Origin of the sequence: Rhizobium sp. BR 250, assembly GCF_047445855.1 — a bacterium.
GTDB classification, from domain to species: domain Bacteria; phylum Pseudomonadota; class Alphaproteobacteria; order Rhizobiales; family Rhizobiaceae; genus Agrobacterium; species Agrobacterium tumefaciens_I.
Genome location: NZ_JARWKW010000001.1, coordinates 243,979 through 269,157, shown reverse-complemented (window position 1 = coordinate 269,157; position 25,179 = coordinate 243,979). Strand labels below are relative to the sequence as shown.

The following is a 25,179-nucleotide window of genomic DNA, read 5'->3' as shown; positions in this document are numbered from 1 at the left end:
GAAGCGAACACTCGGTTGTCCGGCAGGATCAGGAAGCGGCTTCCGTCTTGACCACTTCGCCCTTCACGCGCACTTCGGCAATGTAGGCACGAGCGGCACGGATTTTCACGCCTTCGGCGATTTCGACTTCGAGTTCATTGTCGTCGATGACCTTGGTCACCTTGCCGACGATGCCGCCGCCGAGAACGACCTGGTCACCACGGCGAATGTTGGTCAGCGTTTCCTGGCGCTTCTTCATCTGCGCGCGCTGCGGGCGGATGAGGAAAAAATACCAGACCACCATGAGCGGCGCAAACAGGAAAAGCATCTCAAGGCCGGAACCGAAGGCCGATGCGCCGCCTGCTGCGTCCTGGGCAAAAGCTTGACTAATGAACATATAAAACTCCTCAGAATTACGGCACGACCTTGGATGCCGCCCCAGCTTTCAAGCCGCCGGAATATAGTGGGGAACGCCGGGATTGCAACAGATGCAGGGCCCCCGCCGTACCGATTCCGGACCTCTTAACCTTTATGGGCCTGAAACACCATGCTAGGCCGGGCGCAAAAGAGAGTTTTGAACACCAGACAAGCGGAAGAAACACCATGATTCGAGAAGAAACGGCCTCCCTGCTTCTTTCAGAACTGCGCCGGCTTACCATTGCCGTGGAACGGCTTGCCGGACCCGCACCCGCCGTAAACGACTGGAATGCGGCGGATTGTTTCGTCTGGGCGCCGGTGAATTCCTTTCTCCAGCCGGTTCCCCGCCCCAACCGCATCGCGCTGAAGCTCATTCGCGGCGTCGACCATGTTCGCGACATCCTGCATGAAAACACGCTGCGTTTCGCCGAAGGTTTCGCCGCCAACAACGTGCTCCTCTGGGGCGCGCGCGGCATGGGCAAATCCTCGCTGGTCAAGGCCGTTCACGAAGATGTGCGCGCGGCAAGCAGCGTTTCCCTGAAGCTGGTGGAAGTGCACCGCGAGGACATCCACACCCTGCCCGCTTTGCTCGACATATTGAAGGCGTCCGGCCAGCGCGTCATCGTCTTCTGCGACGACCTCTCCTTTGATCATGACGACACGGCGTATAAATCGCTGAAGGCCGCGCTTGACGGCGGCATCGAGGGACGGCCGGACAACGTCCTGTTTTACGCCACCTCCAATCGCCGCCATCTCCTGCCCCGTCACATGATGGAAAACGAACAGTCCACCGCCATCAACCCGTCCGAGGCGGTAGAGGAAAAGGTCTCGCTCTCCGATCGCTTCGGCCTGTGGCTCGGTTTCCACAAATGCGGCCAGGAAGACTATCTGACGATGATCGAAAGTTATGCCGCGCATTTCGATCTGGGGCTGGACCGCGAGACCCTGCACCACGAGGCGCTGGAATGGGCGACGACCCGCGGCGGCCGCTCGGGCCGTGTGGCCTGGCAATATATCCAGGATGCCGCTGGCCGCCTCAGAAAACCGCTCGACCGATAACGCCACCGCGACGCCGGTGAAAGCCGGTGTCGTTACGGCCACAACGCGTGTCGTATTCCCGAACGCGACATCTCCCGCCAAATGGTTTGCTACGCCATGGAGTCATCCTGCCCGCGGAGGAGCTGGCAGGCACGGTGTTCAACCACGGAGGAGATGGATATGAGCAGGAACAGAGGCGTCGTTTACATGCGGCCGGGTCAGGTCGAGGTTCGCGATATCGACGACCCGAAGCTCGAGGCGCCGGATGGCCGCCGTATTGAGCACGGCGTCATTCTCAAGGTGATTTCCACCAATATCTGCGGCTCCGACCAGCACATGGTGCGCGGCCGCACCACCGCGATGCCGGGCCTCGTCCTTGGCCATGAAATCACCGGTGAAGTCATCGAAAAAGGCATCGACGTCGAGATGCTGCAGGTCGGCGACATCGTCTCCGTGCCGTTCAACGTCGCCTGCGGCCGTTGCCGCTGCTGCAAGTCGCAGGATACCGGCGTCTGCCTGACGGTGAACCCTGCCCGCGCCGGCGGCGCTTATGGTTATGTCGACATGGGCGGCTGGATCGGCGGACAGGCCCGTTATGTCACCATCCCCTATGCCGACTTCAACCTGCTGAAATTCCCGGATCGCGACAAGGCGATGTCGAAGATCCGCGACCTCACCATGCTGTCGGATATTCTGCCGACCGGCTTCCACGGCGCCGTCAAGGCGGGCGTCGGCGTCGGCTCCACCGTTTATGTCGCGGGCGCCGGTCCGGTCGGTCTTGCCGCTGCCGCTTCCGCCCGTATTCTGGGTGCGGCCGTCGTCATGGTCGGCGATTTCAACAAGGATCGCCTCGCCCACGCGGCACGTGTCGGTTTTGAACCCGTCGATCTTTCCAAGGGCGACCGGCTGGGCGACATGATTGCTGACATCGTCGGCACCAACGAGGTGGACAGCGCCATCGACGCCGTCGGCTTTGAAGCACGCGGCCATTCCGGCGGCGAACAGCCGGCCATCGTTCTCAACCAGATGATGGAAATCACCCGCGCCGCCGGCTCGATCGGCATTCCCGGGCTTTACGTCACCGAAGACCCCGGTGCGGTCGATAATGCTGCAAAGCAGGGCGCTCTGTCGCTGCGCTTCGGCCTTGGCTGGGCGAAGGCGCAATCCTTCCACACCGGCCAGACACCGGTGCTGAAATATAATCGCCAGTTGATGCAGGCCATCCTGCACGACCGCCTGCCGATTGCCGATATCGTCAACGCCAAGATCATCGCCCTTGATGATGCCGTGCAGGGATATGAAAGCTTCGATCAGGGCGCGGCCACCAAGTTCGTGCTTGATCCGCATGGCGATCTGCTGAAGGCGGCCTGACGTCGCCGAGGGTTCGAAAATACGGCCCATGAACAACGCCCGCGATGGTATCCATCGCGGGCGTCTTTGTTTTCAGTCCGGCATGGTCACCATTCGGTGAAATTTACGGCTCCGCCGCAAGCATAGCCTCCAGTTCTGCCGTCGCCTCCGGGGAAAGGTAGGGCCGGAACAGGCTCGATACCTGGCGCAGGCCCCAGTCGATCTGCTGAGGCCCGAATTCCGTGACCCCTTCCTGGAGATTGAGATAGGACGCCCAATAGGTGGAGACGATCCACAGATTCGTCAGAACGGCCGAACGCTCCCGTTCCGGAATAGCGGCAAGTCCCGCCTTCTCCATACGACCGACAATATCGCCGACGGCAACGCGCATGGCCGCGCTGACGGCGCCTATCGGTTCCACCAGCGCCGGGGCGGAAGAAACAAGACCGATCAGATCACGGAACAGGAAGCGGTAATTCCACACCAGCGAAAACCACTGCCGCAAAAGGCCGCTATAGGTCGCCGAGGCCGCCTCATCGGCTCCGTCGATCCTGGCAACGATCGCCAGAGCATCTGCTTCAAACCGGGCAAACAGTGCCAGCACCAGCGCTTCCTTGGTGCGGAAATGATAATAGAGATTGCCGCCATTGATTTTTACCGCCGCCGCAATCTCGGCCGTCGTCACATGGTCTGGCCCTCGCTCGTTAAACAATGCGAGAGTGGCGGCAAGGATGCGCTGGCGTGTGGATAAAGGGCGTTTCGTCATCTTCCCGGTGCCGTTTTTCGTCATTGATAGTGAAGCTGGCATTGAAACATAAGGTGAGCACCTTAGATATTTAAAAATAAGGCATACACCTTAAAAGGAAATTTAAGTGACCAACGCGAATAATGGACCTGTAAATATGACCGGAACCGACCTTCGCACCGCCTCCCCGGAAGCGCCCGGGACCGTGTCGCTTTCCAAATTTGCCACGGCACGCCTTGCCCTGTCGCTTATCCGCAATCCGCTGAAGGCAATGCCGCCGGAGATCTTCAGCGAACCAGCGGTCTTTAGCCGTCTCGGCGGCAAGATGCGGGTCCACCTTGCCGATCCCGCCCTTATCCACGAAGCCCTGGTCAAGAACGCCCATCTGCTCGCCAAGGGGGAGGATGTGCGCCGGGCGCTTGGCCCCGCACTCGGCCAGGGGCTGCTGACGGCCGATGGCGATCACTGGAAATGGCAACGGCAATCCGTCGCCGCCGCCTTCCGGCATGAAAAGCTGCTGGAATTGATGCCTGTCATGATCGATTCCGCGCGGCGAACCGGGCAACACTGGCACCTGTCCCCTTCCGGAGACATCGATATCAGCCATGAAATGATGCGGACAACCTTCGACATCATCGTCGAAACCATGATGTCCGGCGGCCATGGCATCGACATAGGACGCGTCGAGCAAAGCATCACCGATTATCTGAAACCCACGGGTTGGACCTTCGCGCTCGCCGTGCTGGGCGCACCGGAATGGCTGCCGCATCCCGGCCGGCGCAAGGCCCGCGCGGCGGTCGATTACCTGCGCGCCAGCCTTGCGACAGTGGTGACCGGAAGGCGGCAAAACCCCATGGGACAGACCGATCTTGTTTCCATGCTGCTTGAGGCGAAAGATCCCGAAACCGGGCGCATGATGAGCGATACGGAAATCGTCGACAATCTCTTGACCTTCATCACCGCCGGCCACGAAACCACCGCGCTTGGTCTCGCCTGGACCTTCCATCTTCTGTCGCAGAACAGGGAGGAGGAACGCAGGGTCGTCGAGGAAATAGAAGCCGTCACCGCCGGCGAACCGGTCGCCGCCGAACACATCGCCCGCCTGACGTATACCAGACAGGTGTTTTCCGAGGCGATGCGGCTTTACCCGCCCGCCCCCATCATCACACGCACCGCGCTGCAGGACTTCACGCTTGGCGAACACGATATTCCGGCCGGGACCGTCCTTTATGTGCCGATCTATGCCGTGCACCGGCACACGGCGCTCTGGAACGAACCCGAACGTTTCGACCCGTCACGCTTCGGACCCGAGGAAAGCAGGACCCGCCACCGCTATGCCTATATGCCCTTCGGTGCCGGCCCGCGCGTCTGCATCGGCAATGCCTTCGCCATGATGGAGGCTGTCGCCATCCTCGCGGTCGTTTTGCAGACCGTCCATCTTGAAAACAGCTCCGCCGCAAAGGTCGAGCCGCTGATGAGGGTGACATTGCGGCCGGAAAACCGCCTGATGATGCAGGTGAGGCAGCGAAAAAACAAATCGCCCGCGGCGTAGACCGCCACGGGCGACTGACGAATGCGAAAACCCATCCGTCACCGGATGGTGACGATCACAGATCGACGTCGAGGATCGCCATGGAGAAGTTGTAGGAACGGTCGCCGTCCTCGTCATCGATGTAGACGACGCCGAGAAACTCTTCGCCAAGATACACTTCGGCGGAATCGTCCTTGCGCGGACGCGCCTTGACCACCATCGTCGGATTGAAGGTGCGCTTGAAATAGGCGTCGAGTTTTTTGATTTCGTCGGCTTTCACCACTATTCTCCTGTGCGGTTCGCGTTGGCCCGCTTTTGGCATGGGACAAAGGCCAAAGTAAAGTGAAAGCGGCAAGTCATCCGTGTCTTCCACACGGACGACCGTAAAAATGCAGGTGCCGTCAGAGCGTAAAAGGCCCCGTCAGATATCGGCTCCGATAAGCTGGTCCATCAGGCGCGAGGGTTCGGAACACCCTGCTTCTCCAACCACCCGCGCCGGCACGCCGGCAACCGTGGTCTTAGGCGGAACGGGCTTCAGCACAACGGAGCCGGCGGCGATGCGCGAGCAGCTGCCGATCTCGATATTGCCGAGGATTTTCGCCCCCGCCCCGATCATCACGCCATTGGCGATCTTCGGGTGGCGGTCCGCCCCCTCCTTGCCGGTGCCGCCGAGCGTCACGCCATGGAGAATGGAGACGTTGTCGCCGATGACAGCCGTCTCGCCGACCACCAGCCCGGTGGCGTGATCAAGGAAGATGCCCTTGCCGATGCGCGCGGCCGGATTGATATCCGTCTGGAAGATGCTGGACGAGCGGCTTTGCAGATAAAGCGCGAAATCCTTCCGGCCCTTCTGCAGCAGCCAGTGCGCCAGCCTGTGGGTCTGGATGGCCTGGAACCCCTTGAAATAGAGCAGCGGCTCCATGAAGCGCGTGCAGGCCGGATCGCGGTCGTAAACGGCCTGGATATCGACGCGCAGCACGCTTCCCCATTCCGGCCAGTCATCCAGCATGTCCTGGAAGGTCTGGCGCAGAAGAACGGCCTGCATGTCGGGATGATCGAGAAGCTCACAGATACGGTAGATCACACACTCTTCGAGGGACCGGTGATTGAGGATCGTCGAATAAAGGAAGGCAGAAAGCAGCGGGTCCTGCGCCGCAGCGCTACGCGCCTCATTGAGCAGGCTGCCCCAGATCGGATCGACGATCGCCAGCTGTTCGGGCTGACGGGCCTCGGTACGTGCGACCATGAATGGTCTCCTCGTTTGCAGTGGTCGTTCTTTATACAGAAAAAGACGTGCATTAGAAATGGGATTCGAATGCCGACTTTAAAGACGGCAAGGATTCAGTTTTTCTTCATGCAGCATGAAAAACCGTTTCTCGCCGCCGGCGCTCACAGCGATCGGTAGAACTCCAGAACCGCCGCCTTGAACACCCGGTCACCGACAGCCAGCATATGGTCGCGGCCGGGAATGTCGATCGCCCGCGCATGCGGCATGATCGCGGCAAGCTCCGCACCCGATCCGGCGATGTCGTCCTTCGTTCCGACCGCGATCAGCGTCGGCGCCTCGATCTTTTCGGCCTGCTCGCGGCTGACGAGAACCCGCGACGTCTCAATACAGGCGGCGAGCGCCAGCCGGTCGCTTTTCGTCTGGTCGGCAAAGGCGCGGAACATACGGCCGCGCTCATGGGTGACGACATCGAGCGAAGGCGCCAGAAGCGCCTCGGCGATCGGATCCCAGTCGCCCACGCCTTCGACCATGCCGATGCCAAGCCCGCCGAACACCAGCGAGCGCACACGCTCCGGATGGGCCATGGCCAGAAAGGCCGAAATGCGCGCGCCCATGGAATAACCCATCACATGGGCTTCGGCGATGCCGAGATGATTGAGCAGCGCCACCGCATCACCCGCCATGACCGACGGATAATAGGCTTCCGGATCATGCGGCTTGTCACTTGCGCCATGGCCGCGATTGTCGATGGCGATCACCCGGTAGCCCGCATCTCCCAGCGTCTTCAACCAGCCAGGATGCACCCAGTTAACATTGGCGCTGGAGGCGAAGCCGTGGATCAACAAAACCGGATCGCCCGCCGGATCGCCCTCGTCGAAATAGGCAAGGCGAAGGCCGTCATGGGAAAAATCGGAAAATTGCGGCGTGTTGAGATTCATCAAGGACATCCTTTTTGCCGGACCATATGGCAGGAATTCGATGAATTGACCATGTTTTGCTGACGATTTTTATGGAGATGCAATGCGTTTGAGGCTACATATCCGCGACGACGAGCCGATGCGCGAAGACGGATCGCGGCTCGATAACGATATTGCATTTGGAGACGAACATGGCCGGGCATTCCATTCCCCACTTCCAGAACGATGGCGGACACCGCATGATCGAGATCGGCGTCAAGGAATTCATGTGCACCGGCGCTTCCGTGCCCTTCGATCATCCGCATATCTTCATCGATATGGGCGACGACAACGAGAAAGTCTGTTCCTACTGCTCCACCCTTTACCGCTACAATCCGTCGCTGAAGGCCGAGCAGACCAATCCCCCCGGCTGCGTCTTCCACGTGAAGGCCGCCTGACCTTTCCCGATCGGGGCGTATCATGCCCATAAAATCCGTGGCCATCGTCGGTGCCGGCATCGCCGGTCTCACCGCCGCCCTGTCTTTTGCCCGGCACGGCATCGACTGTGACATCATCGAACAGGCCGGCGAACTGACCGAAGTGGGTGCCGGCCTGCAACTGTCGCCCAATGCCGCCCGCATCCTGGCCACGCTTGGCGTGCTGCCGGAAATCGAGGCACGCTGGACCGAGCCGGTGAGCGTCGATCTCGCCTCGGGAAAATCCCTTGCCACGCTCTTGTCCCTGCCGATGGGCGCAGTCGCCCGCAGCCGCTGGGGCGCCCCCTATGGGGTGTTGCACCGCTCGACGCTGCAAGGCGCGCTTTTGAATGCGGTCAAGCGCAATCCGCTCTGCCGGCTGCATCTTGGCAAACGCATCGAGAATGCAATGGCGGATGTCATTGCCGCGACGACGTTTCGCGATCACGACCTGGTCGTCGGCGCGGATGGCGTCTGGTCGGCGGCCCGTTTTGCCGTGCCTGCCGCACCCACTGCCACCTTCTCCGGCAATGTGGCCTGGCGCTTTACGGTCACCGACAGCGATGTTCCATCCGCCATCAACAAGAGCGCCGTCACGGCCTATCTCAGCTCCGGCGGCCATATCGTCGCTTATCCGCTGAAGGAAGTCGGCGGTTTCAACATCGTCGCCATCGCTCTCGGTGCCGATCCCGGCGCGACATGGCGGGCGGAATCGAGCGGACGGCAGAAAGCCCTGCTGCTGGAGCAGTTTCGCGGGTTCAGCCCGGACTTGCTGAGGCTCTTGAACTCATCCGAAAGCCCGACCTTCTGGCCGCTCTATCAGGCCGGCCCCGGCCGCTGGCACAATGGCCGCGACACGGTGCTGATCGGCGACGCGGCACACGCCATGATGCCGTTTGCCGCACAGGGCGCGGCCATGGCGATAGAGGATGCGTTTGAACTTGCGGGCGCAGTGGCCGGCAGTAACGGCGAAAAGCCCCTGCCCGTGCCGCAGGCCCTTGCCGCCTTCGAGGCCTTGCGTCTCCCGCGCATAGAAAAGGCCCGCAAGCGGGCCTCTCTCAATCGTTTTGCCTATCATGCCAAAGGTCCGGTCCGGATTGCCCGCGACCTGGTGTTTTCCACCCGCCCCACGGAAGCGTTCCTGAAGGACTTCGACTGGCTCTACGGCTACCGCGCGAAGGGCTGAGGGCTGGGGCTGGGTCAGACCCCGGCCGCCGCCGCAAATCCGGCCTCAAGATCCTTCTTGAGATCGGCGATATCCTCGAGCCCGATCTGGAGGCGGATGACCGGCCCTTCCGATGGGCCCTTGGCGATGGTCCTGTCGATGAGCGAGACCGAGACGGCAAGCGATTCGTATCCGCCCCAGGAATAACCAAGCCCGAAGAAGCTCAGCGCATCGAGAAAGGCGGCCGCCGCCTGCTTGTATTTGCCTTCTTCCGCCTTCAGCACGAAGGAGAAGACGCCGCTCGCGCCCTTGAAATCGCGCTTCCAGAGTTCATGCCCGGCAAAGCTCGGCAGGCCCGGATGCAGAACGCGAACGACATCGTCCCGGCTCTCCAGCCATGTGGCGATGTCGAGCGCGCTTTTCTGATGGTGCGCCAGCCTGATTCCCATGGTGCGCATGCCGCGCAGGATCTGGTAGGCATCGTCGGACGTGACGCAGATGCCAAGATTGGCATTGGCCTGATAAAGCGCCTTCCAGTGCTTCTCATTGGCCGAAACGAAGCCCATCAGTACATCGGAATGGCCGGATGGATATTTGGTGGCGGCGTGAATGGAAATGTCGACGCCGAAATCGAGCGGCTTGAAATAAAGCGGCGTCGCCCAGGTATTATCCATCGTCACCACGCAATCGTGCCGGTGAGCAATCTCGGTAATCAGCCGCACATCCTGAATCTCGAAGGTGTTGGAACCCGGTGCTTCCAGATGCACCAGCTTCGTGTTCGGCCGGATGAGCGCCTCAATGCCCTCGCCGATCGCCGGATCGTAATATTCGATCTCGACACCCAGCTTCTTCAGCATCGTATTGCAGAAGCGGCGGGTCGGGAAATAGACGGAATCAACCACCAAAGCGTGATCGCCCGCACTGAGATAGGCCAGAAACGGCACGGTAATCGCCGCAAGCCCGGAGGGCACGAGAATGGTTCCGAAAGAACCTTCCAGCTCGTTGACGAGATTGCACAGCGCATCCGTCGTCGGCGTGCCATGGGTGCCATAGGTGTATTTCTGGTTTTCGGTCGAAAGCGTCTCCGCATCGGGGAAAAGCACGGTCGAGCCGCGCACGATGGGAGGATTGACGAAACCGAAACAGTCCGCGGGATCATTGCCGCCATGGGTCAGGCGCGTATTCACACCTGCGGCGGAAAGCAGGTCATTTGTCTTGGTCATTTCAGATCAGCTTTCGAAGGAACATTGACGGGTGCGACAATGCTGAGAGCGCACCGCAAGGTCAAGTCCCGCAGCGGGCATCGAATATGGCCGATTGATCCATCGTGAAGCAGAATACAAGAAGTATACAAATTTAGTGCAAGTGCAATTTTCCGCAAAAATATGCTTATATTTTCACCCTTTGCACACTTCCCGACCAAAAATTGGAAAATTCCGTTTTATAGGCACAATTATTGCCCGCACGTCTTGACCCCGCTGCCAATTGCGATTGTGATAGAAAAAGCGGATCGAAAAGGTCTTGCTGAAGGGGGAGCTGGGGTAAAACAAACATGCCGGTCCCCTTCCATCGACGATAACAAACAAAGGTTGGGAAAAATGAAAAAGGCAATTCTGTCAGCCGCCATCGGCGCAGCAGTTTTGGGAGGAGCCTCGGTCGCTTCGGCTGCGACGCTTCAGGACGTGAAGTCGAAAGGTTTCGTCACCTGCGGCGTAAGCGCTGGCATTCCGGGATTTTCCAATCCCGATGACAAGGGCGAATGGTCCGGCATCGATGTCGACTATTGCCGTGGTATTGCCACTGCGGTTTTCGGCGATCCTACGAAGGCCAAGTTCGTCGCACTTTCGAGCAAGGACCGTTTCCCGGCTCTCCAGTCCGGTGAGGTCGATGTTCTGACCCGTAACACCACCTGGACGATCAGCCGCGACACCTCGCTCGGCTTCAACTTCCGCACCGTCAACTATTATGACGGTCAGGGCTTCATCGCCAAGAAGGGCCTGAACGTGAAGTCCGCGCTTGAGCTTTCCGGCGCCGCCGTCTGCGTCCAGACCGGCACGACCACCGAGCTTAACCTCGCCGATTACTTCAAGACCAACAATCTGCAGTACAACCCGGTCGTTTTCGAAAAGGAAGCCGACGCGACCTCCGCTTATGATGCCGGCCGTTGCGACGTCTACACCACCGACCAGTCGGGTCTTTATGCAATCCGTCTGAAGCTGAAGAACCCGGACGACAACATCGTTCTGCCGGAAGTCATCTCCAAGGAGCCGCTCGGACCGGCCGTTCGCCAGGGTGACGACCAGTGGTTCGACATCGTGACCTGGGTTCACTATGCGATGGTCAACGCCGAAGAACTTGGCATCACCTCCAAGAACGTTGACGAGCAGAAGACCAGCCTCAATCCGGACGTGAAGCGTCTGCTCGGCACAGAAGAAGGCACCAAGATCGGGACCGATCTCGGCGTCGGCAATGACTGGGCCTACAACATCGTCAAGCTGGTGGGCAACTACGGCGAAGTCTTCGACCGCAACGTCGGTGCGGGCTCGCCGCTGAAGATCGAGCGCGGCCAGAACGCGCTGTGGACCAAGGGCGGCCTGCAATACGCACCGCCGGTCCGTTGATCGGCCCATCATTGGCTGGATCATGACAGGAGGCTGGGCAACGCCTGGCCTCCATTTTAGAATTATATAAATAAGCTCGCAAAGAGCATATAAAAGGGAAAGGTGCCTATGGCAGGCAACGCGGTCAGTTCGCAACGATCGCGCGCGCAAAGCGCGTCGTCACTTATCTACGATCCACGAATACGCGGCATTTTCTACCAGGTTCTGACAGTCGTCATCCTGGCCGCCTTCGTCTGGATCATCGTGACGAATACGATCACCAATCTTCAACGGGCAAACATTTCATCCGGCTTTGGCTTCCTCGATGGAAGAGCCGGTTTCGACATCGGCCAGTCGCTGATCGCTTATTCCAGCGACGAGACCTATGGCCGGGCTCTGCTCGTTGGCATTCTCAACACGATCCAGGTCGCATTTTTCGGCATCATCGCCGCCTCGATCATCGGTTTCATCGTCGGTATTGCCCGGCTCTCCAACAACTGGCTGATTTCGAAACTCGCGCAGGCCTATGTGGAAATCTTCCGCAACATCCCGCCGCTGCTCGTCATCTTCTTCTGGTACAAGGGCGTCATCGCGGTTCTGCCGCAGGCGCGCGAGTCGCTCGAGCTTCCGCTTGGAACCTATCTCAACAATCGCGGCTTGTTCTTTCCCAAGCCACTCTGGGGAGAAGGCACCTGGCTGATACCGCTCGCCTTTCTGGTGGCAATCGTCTTCAGCTTCCTCGTATATCGCTGGGCAAAGGCGAGACAGGAACAAACCGGCCAGCAATTCCGCACCGGCATCACGGTTACACTTCTCATTATTGGCCTCCCTGCCGCGACATTTCTGGCCCTCGGCTCACCGCTGACATTCGATTACCCGATTGCCGGACGTTTCAACCTTTCGGGCGGCGCGGTCGTTGCACCTGAATTCATGTCGCTGTTTCTGTCGCTTTCCTTCTACACCGCCTCCTTCATCGCCGAGATCGTTCGCGGCGGCATCAAGGCCGTGGCGAAGGGCCAGACGGAAGCTGCGGAAGCACTGGGGCTGCGCTCCAGCACGACGACACGTCTGATCATCGTGCCGCAGGCGATGCGCATCATCATCCCGCCGCTGACAAGTCAATATCTCAACCTGACCAAGAACTCCTCGCTTGCCGTCGCCGTCGGCTTCGCCGACATCGTTTCCGTCGGCGGCACGATCCTGAACCAGACGGGACAGGCAGTCGAAGTTGTTGCTGTCTGGTTGGTTCTCTACCTCTCGCTGTCCCTGCTCACGGCTCTGGTCATGAACTGGTTAAACGCGAAAATGGCCCTGGTGGAGAGATAAACGATGACATTAAGCAATCATGCTTTCGTGCGTCATACCATCGAGGAAGCAAAACCCGCACCTTCGAGTGCGGTAGGTCTCTCTCATTGGCTGCGCACCAAACTCTTCGCCACGCCGAAAGATACCGCCCTTACGGTTCTGGCTATCGCTGTATTGGCCTATCTTCTGCCACCGCTTTTCAAGTGGTTGTTCGCGGATGCGGTGTGGACCGGTACAGATCGCTTCGCCTGCCTGACGTCCTCTCAGGGTGGTGCATTACCGGATGGCGAGGCCGGGGCATGCTGGGCCTTCGTCTCGGCGAAATTCGGCCAGATCATGTTCGGTCGCTATCCGATCGACGAGCGCTGGCGTCCCATCCTGGTGATGGTGACGTTTGCCATTCTGCTGATACCGATGCTCATCCCGAAAGCACCGTTCAAGCGACTAAACGCGCTGGTGCTTTTCATCATCCTGCCCTTCATTGCGTTTTTCCTGCTCATCGGCGGCGTCTTCGGCCTGCCAAAGGTGGAAACGCAGCTCTGGGGCGGGCTGATGATCACGCTGATCCTGTCGTTCTTCGGAATAACGGTATCCCTGCCCTTCGGCATTCTTCTGGCGCTCGGGCGGCGGTCGAACCTGCCTGTCATCAAGATGCTCTGCGTGCTCTTCATCGAAGTCATCAGAGGCATTCCGCTGATCACCGTGCTGTTCTTCGCCAGCATCATGCTGCCACTGTTCCTGCCCGAAGGCTGGACCTTCGACAAGTTCCTGCGCGCACTTGTCAGTGTCTCGCTGTTCTCCTCGGCCTATATGGCGGAGGTGATCCGCGGCGGCCTGCAGGCCATTCCGAAGGGGCAATATGAAGGGGCGGATTCGCTCGGCCTGAACTACTGGCAGAAGACGAGGCTGATCGTGCTGCCGCAGGCGCTGAAGCTCGTCATTCCGGGCATCGTCAACACCTTCATCGGGCTGTTCAAGGACACGTCGCTGGTCTCTATCATCGGCATGTTCGACCTGCTCGGTATTGTCACACTCAACCAAGCGGATGCGAACTGGGCGACGCCTGTCACGGCAATGACTGGCTATATTTTCGCAGGTTTCATATTCTGGATATTCTGCTTCGGCATGTCGCGTTATTCGCTGTTCATGGAACGGCACCTCGACACCGGGCATAAACGATAAGGGACGCTCAAAAATGGCAGAAACCCAAGCAAAAAAACTGGCCGTCTCGACAACGGACGTGGCAATCGAACTCACCGGCATGAACAAGTGGTATGGTGATTTCCACGTGCTGCGCGACATCAACCTGAAGGTCATGAAGGGCGAGCGCATCGTCATCGCCGGTCCTTCCGGGTCGGGAAAGTCGACCATGATCCGCTGCATCAACCGGCTGGAAGAACACCAGTCGGGTTCGATCCAGGTCGATGGCATCGAGCTTACCAACGACCTGAAGAAGATCGATGAAGTGCGTCGCGAAGTCGGCATGGTGTTCCAGCACTTCAACCTCTTCCCGCATCTGACGATCCTCGAAAACTGCACGCTGGCGCCGATCTGGGTTCGCAAGATGCCCAAGAAGGAAGCCGAAGAAGTGGCGATGCACTATCTGAAGCGCGTCAAGATTCCCGAGCAGGCGCACAAGTACCCCGGCCAGCTCTCCGGCGGCCAGCAGCAGCGCGTGGCGATCGCCCGTTCGCTCTGCATGAAGCCGAAGATCATGCTGTTCGACGAGCCGACCTCGGCGCTCGACCCGGAAATGGTCAAGGAAGTGCTCGACACCATGGTGAGCCTCGCCGAAGACGGCATGACGATGCTGTGCGTGACCCACGAAATGGGCTTCGCCCGCCAGGTCGCAAACCGCGTCATCTTCATGGATCAGGGCCAGATCGTCGAACAGAACTCGCCCGCCGAGTTCTTCGACAATCCGCAGCACGAGCGCACCCGGCTGTTCCTCAGCCAGATTCTGCACTGATTTTTGGACAGCATGCGTCCGCAACGGGCACTTCTATCCCAGTTCCGGACCAAGACGCAGATACGGGGCCATACGGCCCCGTTACTCTATCGAAGGGTGACAAAGGGCTGTGAGTAAAACCACGGCCCTCTTTGATTCTCGGTCAAGGCGGACCTTGAATTCGAGAATGGTCGGCCTCACGTAACTACTGCGGTGAGATAACGACATTTTCAGGCGGATTTCGCAATGAGCGATCTGGTTGGGTCCCTGGCAGACCTTTTGGGCTATCTGACATCGGGCCATCCCTCAAAATCAAAGTTCGTCCGGTGGGTGGCACGTCTTATCAATGGGGCAATCGTGATGCTCATCGTTCTGGTTTTATACAGGGTCTATTCGACATAATATCCACCTTGGGTCGATACGATTGAAATACCTGGATTCGCGAAACCATCGCTGCCAAGCGATAGTGAAACGCATAAAACAGTACACACCACTCGACACACCGCCCATTTAACCATTTGTTACGAAACAAGAATCCTTGTTTCTCAGGGCTTCTGGCCACCCATGTCATTTTTTTGTCAAATCATGCATTTTTCCGCTTGCGGACCAACCGGAGCCTGACTATAAGGGCGCCACACCACAAGCGCACGCGCCCTTCGTCTATCGGTTAGGACGTCAGATTTTCATTCTGAAAAGAGGGGTTCGACTCCCCTAGGGCGTGCCACTTGCCTTCGTGTTCTTCCCCTTCAAAAATGTGAACGTCTCATTCAACGCTACGATTTTGTCGCGCGTCATCATCGCGCGGAACCGATTCCCTCTCGGCACGTTAGAATGGCGCCCCCCCCCGATGGAAGGCAAGCCGGACGAAATGCCACCGGGCAGATCAACCGGCTTGCCTTCCCCCCTCACCTCACTCACAGCGTCTCTTCTGCCAAGACAGCAGCCTGATGCCAGCTAGGGGTTGGGAATCCACCTGCCCGGCCTCCCACGACGTGTGAGTGCCTTGTCGGCGCGCAGTGATAGGGGCGACATTTCAAGGCCTTGGCCAGTTCCGATGCAGTTTTCCACAGGCCTTTCGACTTCCATAAAAAAACTCGTCCCGAAGCGAAAAAAATCAATTTTTCCGCTTGCGGACCAACCGGAGCCTGACTATAAGGGCGCCACACCACAAGCGCACGCGCCCTTCGTCTATCGGTTAGGACGTCAGATTTTCATTCTGAAAAGAGGGGTTCGACTCCCCTAGGGCGTGCCACTTGCTTCTCCTTGAAAATCCGCAGTCTGTACGAAAATCTTCACGCATCGCGTAAAGACCTCGACGCACGTCTGGCTCTCCCGTCAAAGACCTTGTTTCTCAGAATTCCGGATCGTTCTGCAGCCCCGTCAGGGCGCGAAAGCCGCATCCAGCACGCGCAGCTGCACGCGCCTCTGGCCCTGCCAGAGATCGGCGCCCACCGTGCCTGCAACATGAATGTTCCTGCCACGCGCATTGAGCAGCATCTGCCCCAGAGGTGCTTCGGCAGCGCGGAAGGCGATTCCATCCAGCCGCGAGCCATCCATGGCCTCCAGCGTGATCTTGACGTGCGCTGTGCCCACAAGCCGTACATCGCGCAGGCGATGGGCCGGCACGGCAAAGATCGGCTGCGAATGGCCCGAACCATAGGGACCGGCCTGCTCCAGCTGGTCGACAAGCTGCAATGTCGCACCCGACGCGCCGATGGCGCCGTCGATCTTCAGCACGCTGCTTTCCACCAGCTCATTCACCGTCTTTGCGGCCGCTTCCTCGAAAAAGGCCCGGAGCCTGCCGAGATTGGCCCGTTCCACCGTCAGGCCGGCCGCCATGGCATGGCCGCCACCCTTGACCAGCAATCCCGCCTCCACGGCGGCACGCACCATACGGCCCATATCGAAGCCGTTGATCGAACGGCCGGAGCCGGTGCCCTTGCCGGATGGATCGAAGGCAATGGCAAAGGCCGGACGGCGGAAACGGTCCTTCAGGCGCGAGGCAAGCAGGCCGACAATGCCGGGATGCCAGTTCTCGCGCGCGGTGACGATGACGCCGGCACCTGAGCCGTCGCCATATTCGAACAGCGCCTCGGCTTCCGCCTCCGCCAGCATTGCCGCTTCCATGGCCTGCCGCTCGCGGTTCAGCTCATCCAGCCGCTCGGCAATCACCTCCGCCTGCGAGGAATCATCGATGGTCAACAGGCGGCTGCCGAGGGCCGCATCGCCGATACGGCCGCCGGCATTGATGCGCGGCCCGATCAGGAAGCCGAAATGATAGGGCGTGACAGGCCCACCCAGCCCCGCCTTCTTGAATAGCGCCGCAAGCCCGGCATTGTTCATGTGCCGCGCGGCAATCAGGCCCTTGACGACATAAGCGCGGTTGAGGCCCTTCAGCGGCACCACGTCGCAGACCGTCGCAAGCGCGACGATATCAAGCAGCGACAGCAGATCGAGCGTGAAGGCCTGCCGGTTGCGTCTGTCCTTCAGCAGCCGCAACGTGGCCACCAGCACGAGGAACACAACGCCGGCTGCGCAGAGATGCCCCTGCCCCGACAGATCATCCTCCCGGTTGGGATTGACCAGCGCCACGGCCGACGGAAGTTCCGTTCCGACCTGATGGTGATCGATCACCACCACATCCGTTCCGGCATCCTTCGCAGCCTTGAGCGAGTCATGGCTGGTTGAGCCACAATCGACCGTCACGATCAGCGTCGCACCATTGGCGGCAAGCTGCTGCATCGCCGCCGGGTTCGGCCCGTAACCCTCGAAAATGCGGTCGGGAATATAGATTTCCGGCGTCAGCCCGAAATGCGCGAGAAAGCGATACATCAGCGCCGAAGAGGCAGCACCGTCAACATCGTAGTCACCGAAGATCGCCACCTTCTCGCCGGTGTCGATGGCGCGCACCAGCCGCTCGGCGGCCTTTTCGCAATCGGTCAGCATATGCGGGTCGGGCATCAGGGCGCGTATGGTGGGATCAAGGAATGCCAGGGCGTCATCAACACCCACCCCGCGCCCGGCAAGCACGCGGGCAATCAATTCGGGAATGGCGTGGATCTGGGACATGGCCAACGCACGGTTCTGCCCGGCCTGATCCAGCCGCGACACCCAGCGCTGTTCTGTCGCCGACCGCTCCACGCTTAAAAATGCGCGGGCCACGGTATCGGCCGGCTCCATCATTGCCATACTGTCCATTCGCCCTGTCATGCGCGCTTATCCGCGCTTCAGCAACGGGCTAAATGGCGTAAGCGCGTTTTTCAAGCAAAAACGCGCCTGACAGGACCTACGCCGAAAAAATCGAGAGAAACGGGCTGATGATCGAGACAGTGGCGACGAGCAGCAGTAACAAGAAGACCGCGAGCGAACACCAGTTGCGCTCATGTTCCGCCATGTCGAATTCCATGCTGCGAATATTGTCATTGGCATTGTGGCGCGCCCGGTGATGGGCGGCGGCAACGCCTGCGTGCTTATTGTCCTTGAACAGGATGATCGATGTCACGGCCACGCCTCCCTCGCTTGGTGAACAGGGTTAACCATAGTGCCGAATCGCCTTGTTTTCCAGCGGTTCCGGCGCCATCCCCTCAAATTTTATGGGCGTGGAACGAGCGGCACTATACAGGCCGGCACACAACGAAAAACCGCGCCTCCAGATGGAAGCGCGGCTCTCGATGCCATCAAAATAATAAAGCGTCTCAGGTGCGCTCGATGCGGATGACCTGCGGTTCGCTGACGAGATATTTCTCGTTCTTGATCGCCTTCACCGCCTTGCGGATCGCATCTTCCATCGTCGCATGGGTGACGAGGATGATGGTCTGCGGCGCGCCTTCCACGTGCACGCGCTGGCGCTGCACGATGGATTCCAGCGAGATGTTGTTATCCGCCATGCGGGTGGCGATGGAGGCGAAAACGCCCGCCTGATCCTTCACCGTCAGACGGATGAAATAACCGCCCTCATGGCTCTTCATCTTGGCGCGGCGGTAGTCCGTCAGCGACTTGGCCGGACGGCCGAGCACAGGCACCTGCTGGGCGCCCGGACGGCTCTTGGCGATATCGGCGATGTCACCAAGCACGGCGGATGCCGTGGCGTTGCCGCCGGCACCCGGGCCGACCATCAGCAATTCACCGAGAATGTCGGATTCGATCGCCACTGCATTGGTCACGCCGTCCACCTGGGCGATAACGGAATCGAGCGGCACCATGGTCGGATGTACGCGCTGCTCGATGCCGGAGTCCGTCACCTGCGCCACACCGAGAAGCTTGATACGGTAACCAAGCTCGGCGGCCGCCTGAATATCCTCGATGGAGATATTGGTGATGCCTTCGAGATAGATGTCGTCGGCAGCAATCTTGTTGCCGAAGGCAAGCGTGGTCAGGATCGAGAGCTTGTGTGCAGTGTCATTGCCCTCGATATCGAAGGCCGGATCCGCTTCGGCATAACCGAGCCGCTGCGCTTCCTTCAGGCACGCCTCGAACGACAGGCCTTCCTTTTCCATCTTAGTCAGGATGTAATTGCAGGTGCCGTTCATGATGCCGTAGATGCGCGACACATGGTTGCCGGTGAGAGACTCACGCAGCGCCTTGATGACAGGAATGCCACCGGCCACCGCCGCTTCGAAATTGAGAAGCGCGCCCTTGTCTTCGGCAATGGTCGCCAGTTCGACGCCGTGCTTTGCAAGCAGCGCCTTGTTAGCTGTCACCACATGGAGACCACGCGACAGCGCTGCCCGCACCGCATTTTCCGCCTGACCGGAAGCACCGCCGACCAGTTCGACAAACACGTCGATATCGGCTTCGCTCGCCAGCTGCTCGGGCGTATCGAACCAGGTAATACCCTTGAGATCGATGCCGCGGTCGCGCGAACGGTCGCGCGCGCTCACCGCAATAATCTCAATCGCGCGTCCGCAGGTAATCGCAAGTTCGTTGCTTCTCTGCTGGAGGATGCGCACGAGCGAAGCGCCGACAGTGCCGAGCCCCGCTATGCCGATTCTCAATGAATCTGCCATGGGTATGTTCCTGATTTGCTGGTGATGGTGGCGGCCGAGGCCCGGCCGCCTTCGGTTGCCCTTATCTATGGGCGTTAAGCGAAACGACGTTGTGCATCGTTTCGTCTGCGCTCGACAGGAAACGCTTCAGATTGCGCGCTGCCTGACGAATTCGATGCTCGTTTTCCACGAGCGCGAGACGGACGTAATCATCGCCCATCTCGCCAAAACCGATGCCGGGAGCAACGGCGATATCAGCCTTCTCGACCAGAAGCTTGGAGAATTCCAGGCTGCCGAGATGGCGGAACTTTTCCGGGATCTTCGCCCAGGCGAACATCGTCGCCGCCGGCGGCGGAACCTCGAAGCCGGCCTTGCCAAAGGTGTCGACCATGACATCGCGGCGGCGGCGATAGACATTGCGCACTTCGGCGATGTCGGAGCCGTCGCCATTCAGCGCATGGGTCGCCGCAACCTGGATCGGCGTGAAGGCGCCGTAGTCGAGATATGACTTCACGCGGGTCAGTGCCGCGATCAGCCGCTCGTTGCCGACGGCAAAGCCCATGCGCCAGCCGGGCATGGAGAAGGTCTTCGACATGGAGGTGAATTCCACCGCAACGTCGATAGCGCCCGGAACTTCCAGAACGGATGGCGGCGGATTGTTGTCGTCGAAGTAGATTTCCGAATAGGCAAGGTCGGAGAGCACGATGATCTCGTGCTTCTTCGCGAATGCGATGACGTCCTTGTAGAAATCAAGCGAGGCGACATGTGCCGTCGGGTTCGACGGGTAGTTGACGATCAGCGCCAGCGGCTTCGGGATGGAATGGCGCACGGCGCGTTCCAGCGGGCCGAAGAAGCTGTCATCGGGCTCGACATTCATGGAGCGGATAACGCCGCCCGCCATCAGGAAGCCGAAGGCATGGATCGGATAGGTCGGGTTCGGGCACAGGATCACGTCACCAGGTGCCGTGATGGCCTGCGCCATGTTGGCGAAGCCTTCCTTGGAGCCGAGCGTGGCGACGACCTGGGTATCGGGGTTCAGCTTCACGCCGAAACGGCGGGCATAATAGGCGGCCTGCGCGCGACGGAGGCCCGGAATGCCCTTGGACGAGGAATAACGATGGGTACGCGGATCCTGAACGACCTCGCAAAGCTTGTCGACGATCGCCTTCGGGGTCGGAAGGTCGGGATTGCCCATGCCGAGATCGATGATATCGGCCCCGGCCGCTCGCGCGCTCGCTTTCAAACGGTTGACCTGTTCGAAGACGTATTGCGGCAGACGCCGGACCTTGTGAAACTCTTCCATCTCTTTCCTCATGGGAATGGACCGGTTCTGCCGGCCCATAACGAAGGTTCGTCTTTTGTTTTTAAACGCCGCCGACACGAACCGACCCGGCAGGCGTTATTCATTGTAGCGCAAAGCACGGGAAAACCTACAAGGCTTTTCTCGGCCCACGCGGCATCACGATCATCCGCCCGTGCCTCTGGCACAGCCTTTTCAGCCCCTTTGGCAAGGCGGATCGCGCAATAGGATCAAGGAACTTGCATAACGCCAGATTCTGGGAAAATGCAAGGCAAGCCATGCTCAAGAACGGTCATTCCTGTCGTTCAGCCGCGCTCGCCCTTCACAATTGCCGCGCGGATGACCGAAAGCACGCGCTCCGGCTTGATATCCGTGCAGACGAGCTGGCTCGGATGCCCGTCCCAGTCGCCCGGCGGAAAGGCGCGACCGTCCGGCTTCTGAATGGTCTGGCCATCGGCAAGACCGCCGCAGACGACGCGCACCGGGCCGCTGCGGGTCTCAAACAGCTCCGGCGCCACGAGATAGACGCAGGCGCAGCTGTCATGCACCACCATGCCGTCGCCGGTGCGGGTCTTGTAGAAATCGATGTAGAATTGCGAGAGGTCGGAGAGAAGCTGCACAGGCTTGCCGCCGGCCTCTGCCATCTCCGCCATGAAGGCGCTGGTCATCACGGTCTTTGTCGTGACGTCAAGGCCGACGACGACCACCCGCCACGGCGCGGTGAAGACGAAATCGGCCGCTTCCGGGTCGCCGTGAATATTGGCTTCCGCCGCCGGCGAGACGTTGCCGTTCATATCGAAAGCGCCGCCCATGACGATCACTTCCTTCACCAGCGCGGCGAAATCCGGTTCCTCGCGCAGCGCCAGTGCCAGATTGGTCATGCGGCCGACGGCGATCAGCGTCACCTCGCCGGGATTGGCCTTCACCGTCTCGATGATGAAGCGATGCGCGGGGCGCGGATCGAGCGGCAGGTCGATGGTTTCGGGAATATCGATATCGCCGAGGCCGTTTTCGCCATGGATGAAGGTCGGCCAATGGCCTTCCTTGCGGGCGGGATCGAAGGTCACGCCGGCACCCCTGGCGACCGGTGCCGTCATCTGCCATTCCCGCTTCAGGAAAAGCGCATTGCGGGTGGTGATGTCGATGGGCGCGTTGCCGAAGACCGTGGTGACGCCGATCAGATCGATATCGGGGTGACGGTGCAGGAACAGAAGCGCCATCGCGTCATCCACACCGGGGTCCGTATCGAATATCACTTTATGCATAATGCCCTCATCCGTATGTCTGAAGCGCCATCGACCCTTCCGGCGACGCGCCACGGAAACATAACGATAAGCGGCCACACCGCAATCCCCCTGCCCGCGCCCAAGCGCGCAGAAAGAGATTGCGCGGTGGCCTTTTCGGTGAAAGAAGAAGCCCTCTCCTCCCGCCTGCCCGGACATTCCCAGTGCAAGACATCGCCCTCAACGTTTTCGTCATTCTCTTCTGCGTCGCCATCTTTGCCGGATTTATCGATTCCATCGCCGGCGGCGGTGGTCTCATCACCATTCCGGCCATGATGATCATGGGCATTGCGCCGCTCGATACGCTCGGCACCAACAAGCTGCAGGCGCAGTTCGGCTCGGCCTCCGCGACGCTTGCCTATGCGAGACGCGGCCACGTCAATCTGAAAGAGCAACTGCCGATGGGGCTGATGGCGATGGCCGGCGGAATGCTCGGAGCACTGACGGCCGCCTTCGTGCCGGCCGATCTCCTGCGCACCATCATGCCGTTTCTGCTGATCGCGATTGCGCTCTATTTCGCCTTCAAGCCGCAGCTCAGCGATATCGACAGCCATCGCCGCATCACGCCCTTCGTCTTTGGCCTGGTGGTCGCGCCGCTGATCGGTTTTTACGATGGCGTTTTCGGCCCCGGCGCGGGTTCCTTCTACATGCTCGCCTTCGTGGCGCTGGCAGGTTTCGGCATGCTGAAGGCAACCGCCCATACCAAGCTGCTGAATTTCGGCTCGAATTTTGGCGGTTTCGTCGTTTTTGCGATTGGTGGCGCGGTTTTGTGGAAGCTCGGCCTCGCCATGGGCCTCGGCCAGTTCATCGGGGCGCAGGTCGGATCCCGCTTCGCGATGAAAAACGGCGCGAAGATCATTCGCCCGCTTCTCGTTCTGTCATGTCTCGCCATGGCAACGAAGCTCCTCGCGGATGCCTCATCCGCATGGTCCATCGCCGCGATCTGGGAAACCATCTTCCCGAAGTGAGGGATAGCGGAGCGCCTGCCTGCCCGCCATTGAGACGGCAGGCAGAGGGCGTCTTATGTCACGCCGTGGCGCGGCGTCGGCGGTCGGCGATCTCCCGGATCACCACCATGGCGCCAACGAGCTTGTAGGCGGAAGAATAGCAGGGCGACATTTCGAGCGACTTCACGATCGTGCGGCCGTTCTGGTCTTCCGCATAGGTATATTTCGACGTATCGCCCTTGAAGCAATTATCGAGCTTTTCCCTGAGGTCGTTCTGGAAACGGTGGACGCCGACCAGTTCGGCGATATGGCAGCCGATGAGCCCTTCCGGGGCGTTGCGCTGAAACGCATCGAGGGCATTGGCGAAGGACACGCGGTAACCGGGAGAGACGACCACCACGGGCTCGTCCAGATCGTTGAGCATGTCCTCGTCGAGGATCAGATGGCGGTGATGCCACGCCAGCGTATCCTCGTCTTCGTCACCGATGACCTTTGCCTTGGGCGGCATGCCGACATATCGATCGACAAGCGTTCTGAGAAGCTCGGAGTTACGCTGCACGCAACCCAGATCTTCCGCCTCGTGGTTGAGGAGGTCGATGGCAAAACGGAACTGCTCGCGAATATCCTCGGAGCCTCCGGTCTGGCGTCCGACGATCCGCTCGAGAAGCTGCTCCAGTTCACGCTCCAGCACGGCAATCTTGTTGGATTCGTTTTTACCAACGGCAGATTGCAGTTCCGTATAACGCAGCCAGAACAGCTCAATCAAATCTTTCAACCCAACTCTCCCTGAACGGGCAAACACCCCGCTTCCAATGCGGACGGATGCACCCTCTACCCCCGATTATAGCGTCTTCGCGCTTAAAAATGACGTAACGAAACGTAAAAACACCGCGGGGATTATTGTTTAAAATATCACAGCCGCCGCTATTTTTTCAATTTCGATAATCCATGAACGAAAAATGAGGTTCCACGAATACGGAAAAACGTCGAAATGCCCAATCTCGCGGTCGAATTTCGTAAAAAACCACGCTGATACGGTCAATCGGCAACGACGTCAAATCAGGTGCTTCACATCCCAGCGGTCGTGATACCACAGCCATTGTCCGGGATATTCGCGCACCCAGCTTTCCACCTTGTCGTTCAGAAGCTGCGCCGTCGCCTGAATATCGACATTGCCTCTTTCATCGCGCGGAATTTCAACCCTGGGCTCTATTTCCAGCCTGTAGCGATTGTCGGGAAGACGCACGCAGCGGGCGGGATAAACATCGCAGTTGAACTGCCGCACCAGCTTGGCAAGCAGCGGATTGGTACGAACTTCGAGCCCGAAGAACTTCGTCGTCAGCCCCTTGGCGAATTTCTGGTCAACGAGCACGCCGACACCGCCACCCTTTTCCAGCTGCCGCGCCAGGGCAAAGGAAGAGCCGGCATGCGAAGGCACGAGATTGCCCATGCGCTCCTTGCGGAAATTGAACACCTTGTCGGCCACGAAGGGATTGTTCGGCGGCCGGAACAGCACCGTCACATCGAGACCGAAGGCCGAGCCTGCGACCGGCAGCAGCTCGAAATTGCCGCTGTGAGCGGTAAAAACGATGAAGGGCCGCGGATTGTCTCGCAGTTCGAGAAAGGTCGGGATGCCCTGCACTTCGATGCGGCCGGGCTCGTTCTTTTCCGGATCGAAATCGAACAGCCGGTCGAGAAACACATATTCCGCCGCAAGCCGGCCCATATTGGCCCAGCTGTCCATGGCGATCTCCAGCCGCTCCTCTTCCGATTTTTCCGGAAAGGCGCGGGCCAGATTGTAAAGCATCAGCTTGTGGCGGCCGGTTTTCGGCCCCACCCAGCGCGCCAGCCGGTCGGCGGCACGGATACCCGCATCGGCGGGAAAAAGCTTCAGCAGGTTGAGGAGGCCGAAGGCGAATGTCGCGATCAACCACTGCCGGAAGTGGTCCAGTTTCAGGACGATCCGTGTCAGGAACAGCTTCAAGA

At 59.7% G+C, this 25,179-nt stretch carries 23 protein-coding genes and 2 tRNA genes; 12 read left to right on the top strand and 13 right to left on the bottom strand.

Annotated elements, in window-relative coordinates; all coding sequences use genetic code 11:
• Positions 1 to 28 precede the first annotated feature (28 nt).
• Complete coding sequence (gene yajC / locus QD336_RS01315; RefSeq protein ID WP_003524964.1) at positions 29 to 376, bottom strand: preprotein translocase subunit YajC; 348 nt, start codon at positions 374 to 376, stop codon at positions 29 to 31.
• A 206-nt stretch (positions 377 to 582) separates the two neighbouring features.
• Between yajC and QD336_RS01310 the strand changes: the two genes are divergently transcribed.
• Positions 583 to 1,455 carry an ATP-binding protein gene (locus QD336_RS01310; protein ID WP_499168965.1) on the top strand — a complete coding sequence of 291 codons (873 nt, stop codon included), beginning with the start codon at positions 583 to 585 and terminating at the stop codon, positions 1,453 to 1,455.
• 159 nt (positions 1,456 to 1,614) lie between these two features.
• Positions 1,615 to 2,805 (top strand): formaldehyde dehydrogenase, glutathione-independent, encoded by a 1,191-nt coding sequence (gene fdhA, locus QD336_RS01305; RefSeq protein ID WP_269341297.1) that lies wholly within the window; start codon positions 1,615 to 1,617, stop codon positions 2,803 to 2,805.
• Between the two features lie 103 nt (positions 2,806 to 2,908).
• Here the strand turns inward: fdhA and QD336_RS01300 are convergent, their stop codons facing one another.
• Positions 2,909 to 3,550: a TetR/AcrR family transcriptional regulator gene (locus tag QD336_RS01300; protein ID WP_499168963.1), complete on the bottom strand. Its 642-nt coding sequence runs from the start codon at positions 3,548 to 3,550 to the stop codon at positions 2,909 to 2,911.
• Between the two features lie 136 nt (positions 3,551 to 3,686).
• Between QD336_RS01300 and QD336_RS01295 the strand changes: the two genes are divergently transcribed.
• Entirely contained in the window at positions 3,687 to 5,081 is a 1,395-nt protein-coding gene (locus tag QD336_RS01295) for a cytochrome P450 (RefSeq protein WP_499168961.1), read from the top strand.
• Positions 5,082 to 5,136: 55 nt separating this feature from the next.
• On the opposite strand, the gene QD336_RS01290 is transcribed toward QD336_RS01295, so the two are convergent.
• The 3 genes from QD336_RS01290 to QD336_RS01280 form a co-directional block, all read right to left on the bottom strand.
• Entirely contained in the window at positions 5,137 to 5,340 is a 204-nt protein-coding gene (locus QD336_RS01290; protein WP_003524869.1) for a DUF3126 family protein, read from the bottom strand.
• Positions 5,341 to 5,481: 141 nt separating this feature from the next.
• A complete protein-coding gene (gene cysE, locus QD336_RS01285) occupies positions 5,482 to 6,306 on the bottom strand; it encodes a serine O-acetyltransferase (RefSeq protein ID WP_269341294.1) in 825 nt (274 codons plus the stop codon).
• A 143-nt stretch (positions 6,307 to 6,449) separates the two neighbouring features.
• Complete coding sequence (locus QD336_RS01280; RefSeq protein WP_499168959.1) at positions 6,450 to 7,226, bottom strand: alpha/beta fold hydrolase; 777 nt, start codon at positions 7,224 to 7,226, stop codon at positions 6,450 to 6,452.
• 170 nt (positions 7,227 to 7,396) lie between these two features.
• On the opposite strand from QD336_RS01280, the gene QD336_RS01275 reads away from it, so the two are divergent.
• Positions 7,397 to 7,642, top strand: a complete 246-nt coding sequence (locus QD336_RS01275) for a zinc-finger domain-containing protein (RefSeq protein ID WP_003502857.1) — start codon at positions 7,397 to 7,399, stop codon at positions 7,640 to 7,642.
• A gap of 22 nt (positions 7,643 to 7,664) precedes the next feature.
• Positions 7,665 to 8,846, top strand: a complete 1,182-nt coding sequence (locus tag QD336_RS01270; RefSeq protein WP_499168958.1) for an FAD-dependent monooxygenase — start codon at positions 7,665 to 7,667, stop codon at positions 8,844 to 8,846.
• A gap of 14 nt (positions 8,847 to 8,860) precedes the next feature.
• Here the strand turns inward: QD336_RS01270 and QD336_RS01265 are convergent, their stop codons facing one another.
• Complete coding sequence (locus QD336_RS01265; RefSeq protein WP_269341291.1) at positions 8,861 to 10,048, bottom strand: cystathionine beta-lyase; 1,188 nt, start codon at positions 10,046 to 10,048, stop codon at positions 8,861 to 8,863.
• 375 nt (positions 10,049 to 10,423) lie between these two features.
• Between QD336_RS01265 and QD336_RS01260 the strand changes: the two genes are divergently transcribed.
• From QD336_RS01260 to QD336_RS01235, 6 genes are all read left to right on the top strand, one after another.
• On the top strand, positions 10,424 to 11,446 hold the full coding sequence (locus QD336_RS01260; protein WP_499168954.1) for an amino acid ABC transporter substrate-binding protein: 1,023 nt from the start codon (positions 10,424 to 10,426) through the stop codon (positions 11,444 to 11,446).
• Between the two features lie 108 nt (positions 11,447 to 11,554).
• Positions 11,555 to 12,751: an amino acid ABC transporter permease gene (locus QD336_RS01255; protein WP_499168953.1), complete on the top strand. Its 1,197-nt coding sequence runs from the start codon at positions 11,555 to 11,557 to the stop codon at positions 12,749 to 12,751.
• A gap of 3 nt (positions 12,752 to 12,754) precedes the next feature.
• Entirely contained in the window at positions 12,755 to 13,912 is a 1,158-nt protein-coding gene (locus tag QD336_RS01250; RefSeq protein ID WP_499168952.1) for an amino acid ABC transporter permease, read from the top strand.
• 13 nt (positions 13,913 to 13,925) lie between these two features.
• The gene (locus QD336_RS01245; protein WP_080808739.1) at positions 13,926 to 14,699 is read left to right on the top strand and encodes an amino acid ABC transporter ATP-binding protein; all 774 of its coding nucleotides are present in this window, start codon (positions 13,926 to 13,928) and stop codon (positions 14,697 to 14,699) included.
• Positions 14,700 to 15,327: 628 nt separating this feature from the next.
• Positions 15,328 to 15,402 (top strand) — tRNA-Glu (locus QD336_RS01240).
• A 453-nt stretch (positions 15,403 to 15,855) separates the two neighbouring features.
• Positions 15,856 to 15,930: transfer RNA gene (locus tag QD336_RS01235), tRNA-Glu, on the top strand.
• A 128-nt stretch (positions 15,931 to 16,058) separates the two neighbouring features.
• Here the strand turns inward: QD336_RS01235 and recJ are convergent.
• The 5 genes from recJ to QD336_RS01210 all read right to left on the bottom strand — a co-directional run bounded on the left by recJ (position 16,059) and on the right by QD336_RS01210 (position 22,228).
• A complete protein-coding gene (gene recJ / locus QD336_RS01230) occupies positions 16,059 to 17,867 on the bottom strand; it encodes a single-stranded-DNA-specific exonuclease RecJ (RefSeq protein WP_499169251.1) in 1,809 nt (602 codons plus the stop codon).
• Between the two features lie 97 nt (positions 17,868 to 17,964).
• A complete protein-coding gene (locus tag QD336_RS01225; RefSeq protein ID WP_499168950.1) occupies positions 17,965 to 18,186 on the bottom strand; it encodes a hypothetical protein in 222 nt (73 codons plus the stop codon).
• 187 nt (positions 18,187 to 18,373) lie between these two features.
• Positions 18,374 to 19,684: a homoserine dehydrogenase gene (locus tag QD336_RS01220; RefSeq protein ID WP_269341286.1), complete on the bottom strand. Its 1,311-nt coding sequence runs from the start codon at positions 19,682 to 19,684 to the stop codon at positions 18,374 to 18,376.
• 61 nt (positions 19,685 to 19,745) lie between these two features.
• A complete protein-coding gene (locus QD336_RS01215) occupies positions 19,746 to 20,966 on the bottom strand; it encodes an LL-diaminopimelate aminotransferase (RefSeq protein ID WP_020012585.1) in 1,221 nt (406 codons plus the stop codon).
• Positions 20,967 to 21,268: 302 nt separating this feature from the next.
• Positions 21,269 to 22,228 carry a nucleoside hydrolase gene (locus QD336_RS01210; RefSeq protein ID WP_269341285.1) on the bottom strand — a complete coding sequence of 320 codons (960 nt, stop codon included), beginning with the start codon at positions 22,226 to 22,228 and terminating at the stop codon, positions 21,269 to 21,271.
• A gap of 182 nt (positions 22,229 to 22,410) precedes the next feature.
• On the opposite strand from QD336_RS01210, the gene QD336_RS01205 reads away from it, so the two are divergent.
• A complete protein-coding gene (locus QD336_RS01205) occupies positions 22,411 to 23,214 on the top strand; it encodes a TSUP family transporter (RefSeq protein ID WP_499168948.1) in 804 nt (267 codons plus the stop codon).
• A 58-nt stretch (positions 23,215 to 23,272) separates the two neighbouring features.
• Here the strand turns inward: QD336_RS01205 and QD336_RS01200 are convergent, their stop codons facing one another.
• Entirely contained in the window at positions 23,273 to 23,968 is a 696-nt protein-coding gene (locus QD336_RS01200) for a hypothetical protein (protein WP_499168947.1), read from the bottom strand.
• A gap of 279 nt (positions 23,969 to 24,247) precedes the next feature.
• Positions 24,248 to 25,177, bottom strand: a complete 930-nt coding sequence (locus QD336_RS01195) for a lipid A biosynthesis lauroyl acyltransferase (RefSeq protein WP_442864864.1) — start codon at positions 25,175 to 25,177, stop codon at positions 24,248 to 24,250.
• Positions 25,178 to 25,179: the final 2 nt, after the last annotated feature.

What these genes read in the sequence shown, in the direction of transcription:
- yajC (WP_003524964.1), bottom strand. Translation starts at nt 376, where the DNA reads ATGTTCATTAGTCAAGCTTTTGCCCAGGACGCAGCAGGCGGCGCATCG.
- QD336_RS01310 (WP_499168965.1), top strand. Translation starts at nt 583, where the DNA reads ATGATTCGAGAAGAAACGGCCTCCCTGCTTCTTTCAGAACTGCGCCGG.
- fdhA (WP_269341297.1), top strand. Translation starts at nt 1,615, where the DNA reads ATGAGCAGGAACAGAGGCGTCGTTTACATGCGGCCGGGTCAGGTCGAG.
- QD336_RS01300 (WP_499168963.1), bottom strand. Translation starts at nt 3,550, where the DNA reads ATGACGAAACGCCCTTTATCCACACGCCAGCGCATCCTTGCCGCCACT.
- QD336_RS01295 (WP_499168961.1), top strand. Translation starts at nt 3,687, where the DNA reads ATGACCGGAACCGACCTTCGCACCGCCTCCCCGGAAGCGCCCGGGACC.
- cysE (WP_269341294.1), bottom strand. Translation starts at nt 6,306, where the DNA reads ATGGTCGCACGTACCGAGGCCCGTCAGCCCGAACAGCTGGCGATCGTC.
- QD336_RS01280 (WP_499168959.1), bottom strand. Translation starts at nt 7,226, where the DNA reads ATGAATCTCAACACGCCGCAATTTTCCGATTTTTCCCATGACGGCCTT.
- QD336_RS01275 (WP_003502857.1), top strand. Translation starts at nt 7,397, where the DNA reads ATGGCCGGGCATTCCATTCCCCACTTCCAGAACGATGGCGGACACCGC.
- QD336_RS01270 (WP_499168958.1), top strand. Translation starts at nt 7,665, where the DNA reads ATGCCCATAAAATCCGTGGCCATCGTCGGTGCCGGCATCGCCGGTCTC.
- QD336_RS01265 (WP_269341291.1), bottom strand. Translation starts at nt 10,048, where the DNA reads ATGACCAAGACAAATGACCTGCTTTCCGCCGCAGGTGTGAATACGCGC.
- QD336_RS01260 (WP_499168954.1), top strand. Translation starts at nt 10,424, where the DNA reads ATGAAAAAGGCAATTCTGTCAGCCGCCATCGGCGCAGCAGTTTTGGGA.
- QD336_RS01255 (WP_499168953.1), top strand. Translation starts at nt 11,555, where the DNA reads ATGGCAGGCAACGCGGTCAGTTCGCAACGATCGCGCGCGCAAAGCGCG.
- QD336_RS01250 (WP_499168952.1), top strand. Translation starts at nt 12,755, where the DNA reads ATGACATTAAGCAATCATGCTTTCGTGCGTCATACCATCGAGGAAGCA.
- QD336_RS01245 (WP_080808739.1), top strand. Translation starts at nt 13,926, where the DNA reads ATGGCAGAAACCCAAGCAAAAAAACTGGCCGTCTCGACAACGGACGTG.
- recJ (WP_499169251.1), bottom strand. Translation starts at nt 17,867, where the DNA reads ATGGCAATGATGGAGCCGGCCGATACCGTGGCCCGCGCATTTTTAAGC.
- QD336_RS01220 (WP_269341286.1), bottom strand. Translation starts at nt 19,684, where the DNA reads ATGGCAGATTCATTGAGAATCGGCATAGCGGGGCTCGGCACTGTCGGC.
- QD336_RS01215 (WP_020012585.1), bottom strand. Translation starts at nt 20,966, where the DNA reads ATGGAAGAGTTTCACAAGGTCCGGCGTCTGCCGCAATACGTCTTCGAA.
- QD336_RS01210 (WP_269341285.1), bottom strand. Translation starts at nt 22,228, where the DNA reads ATGCATAAAGTGATATTCGATACGGACCCCGGTGTGGATGACGCGATG.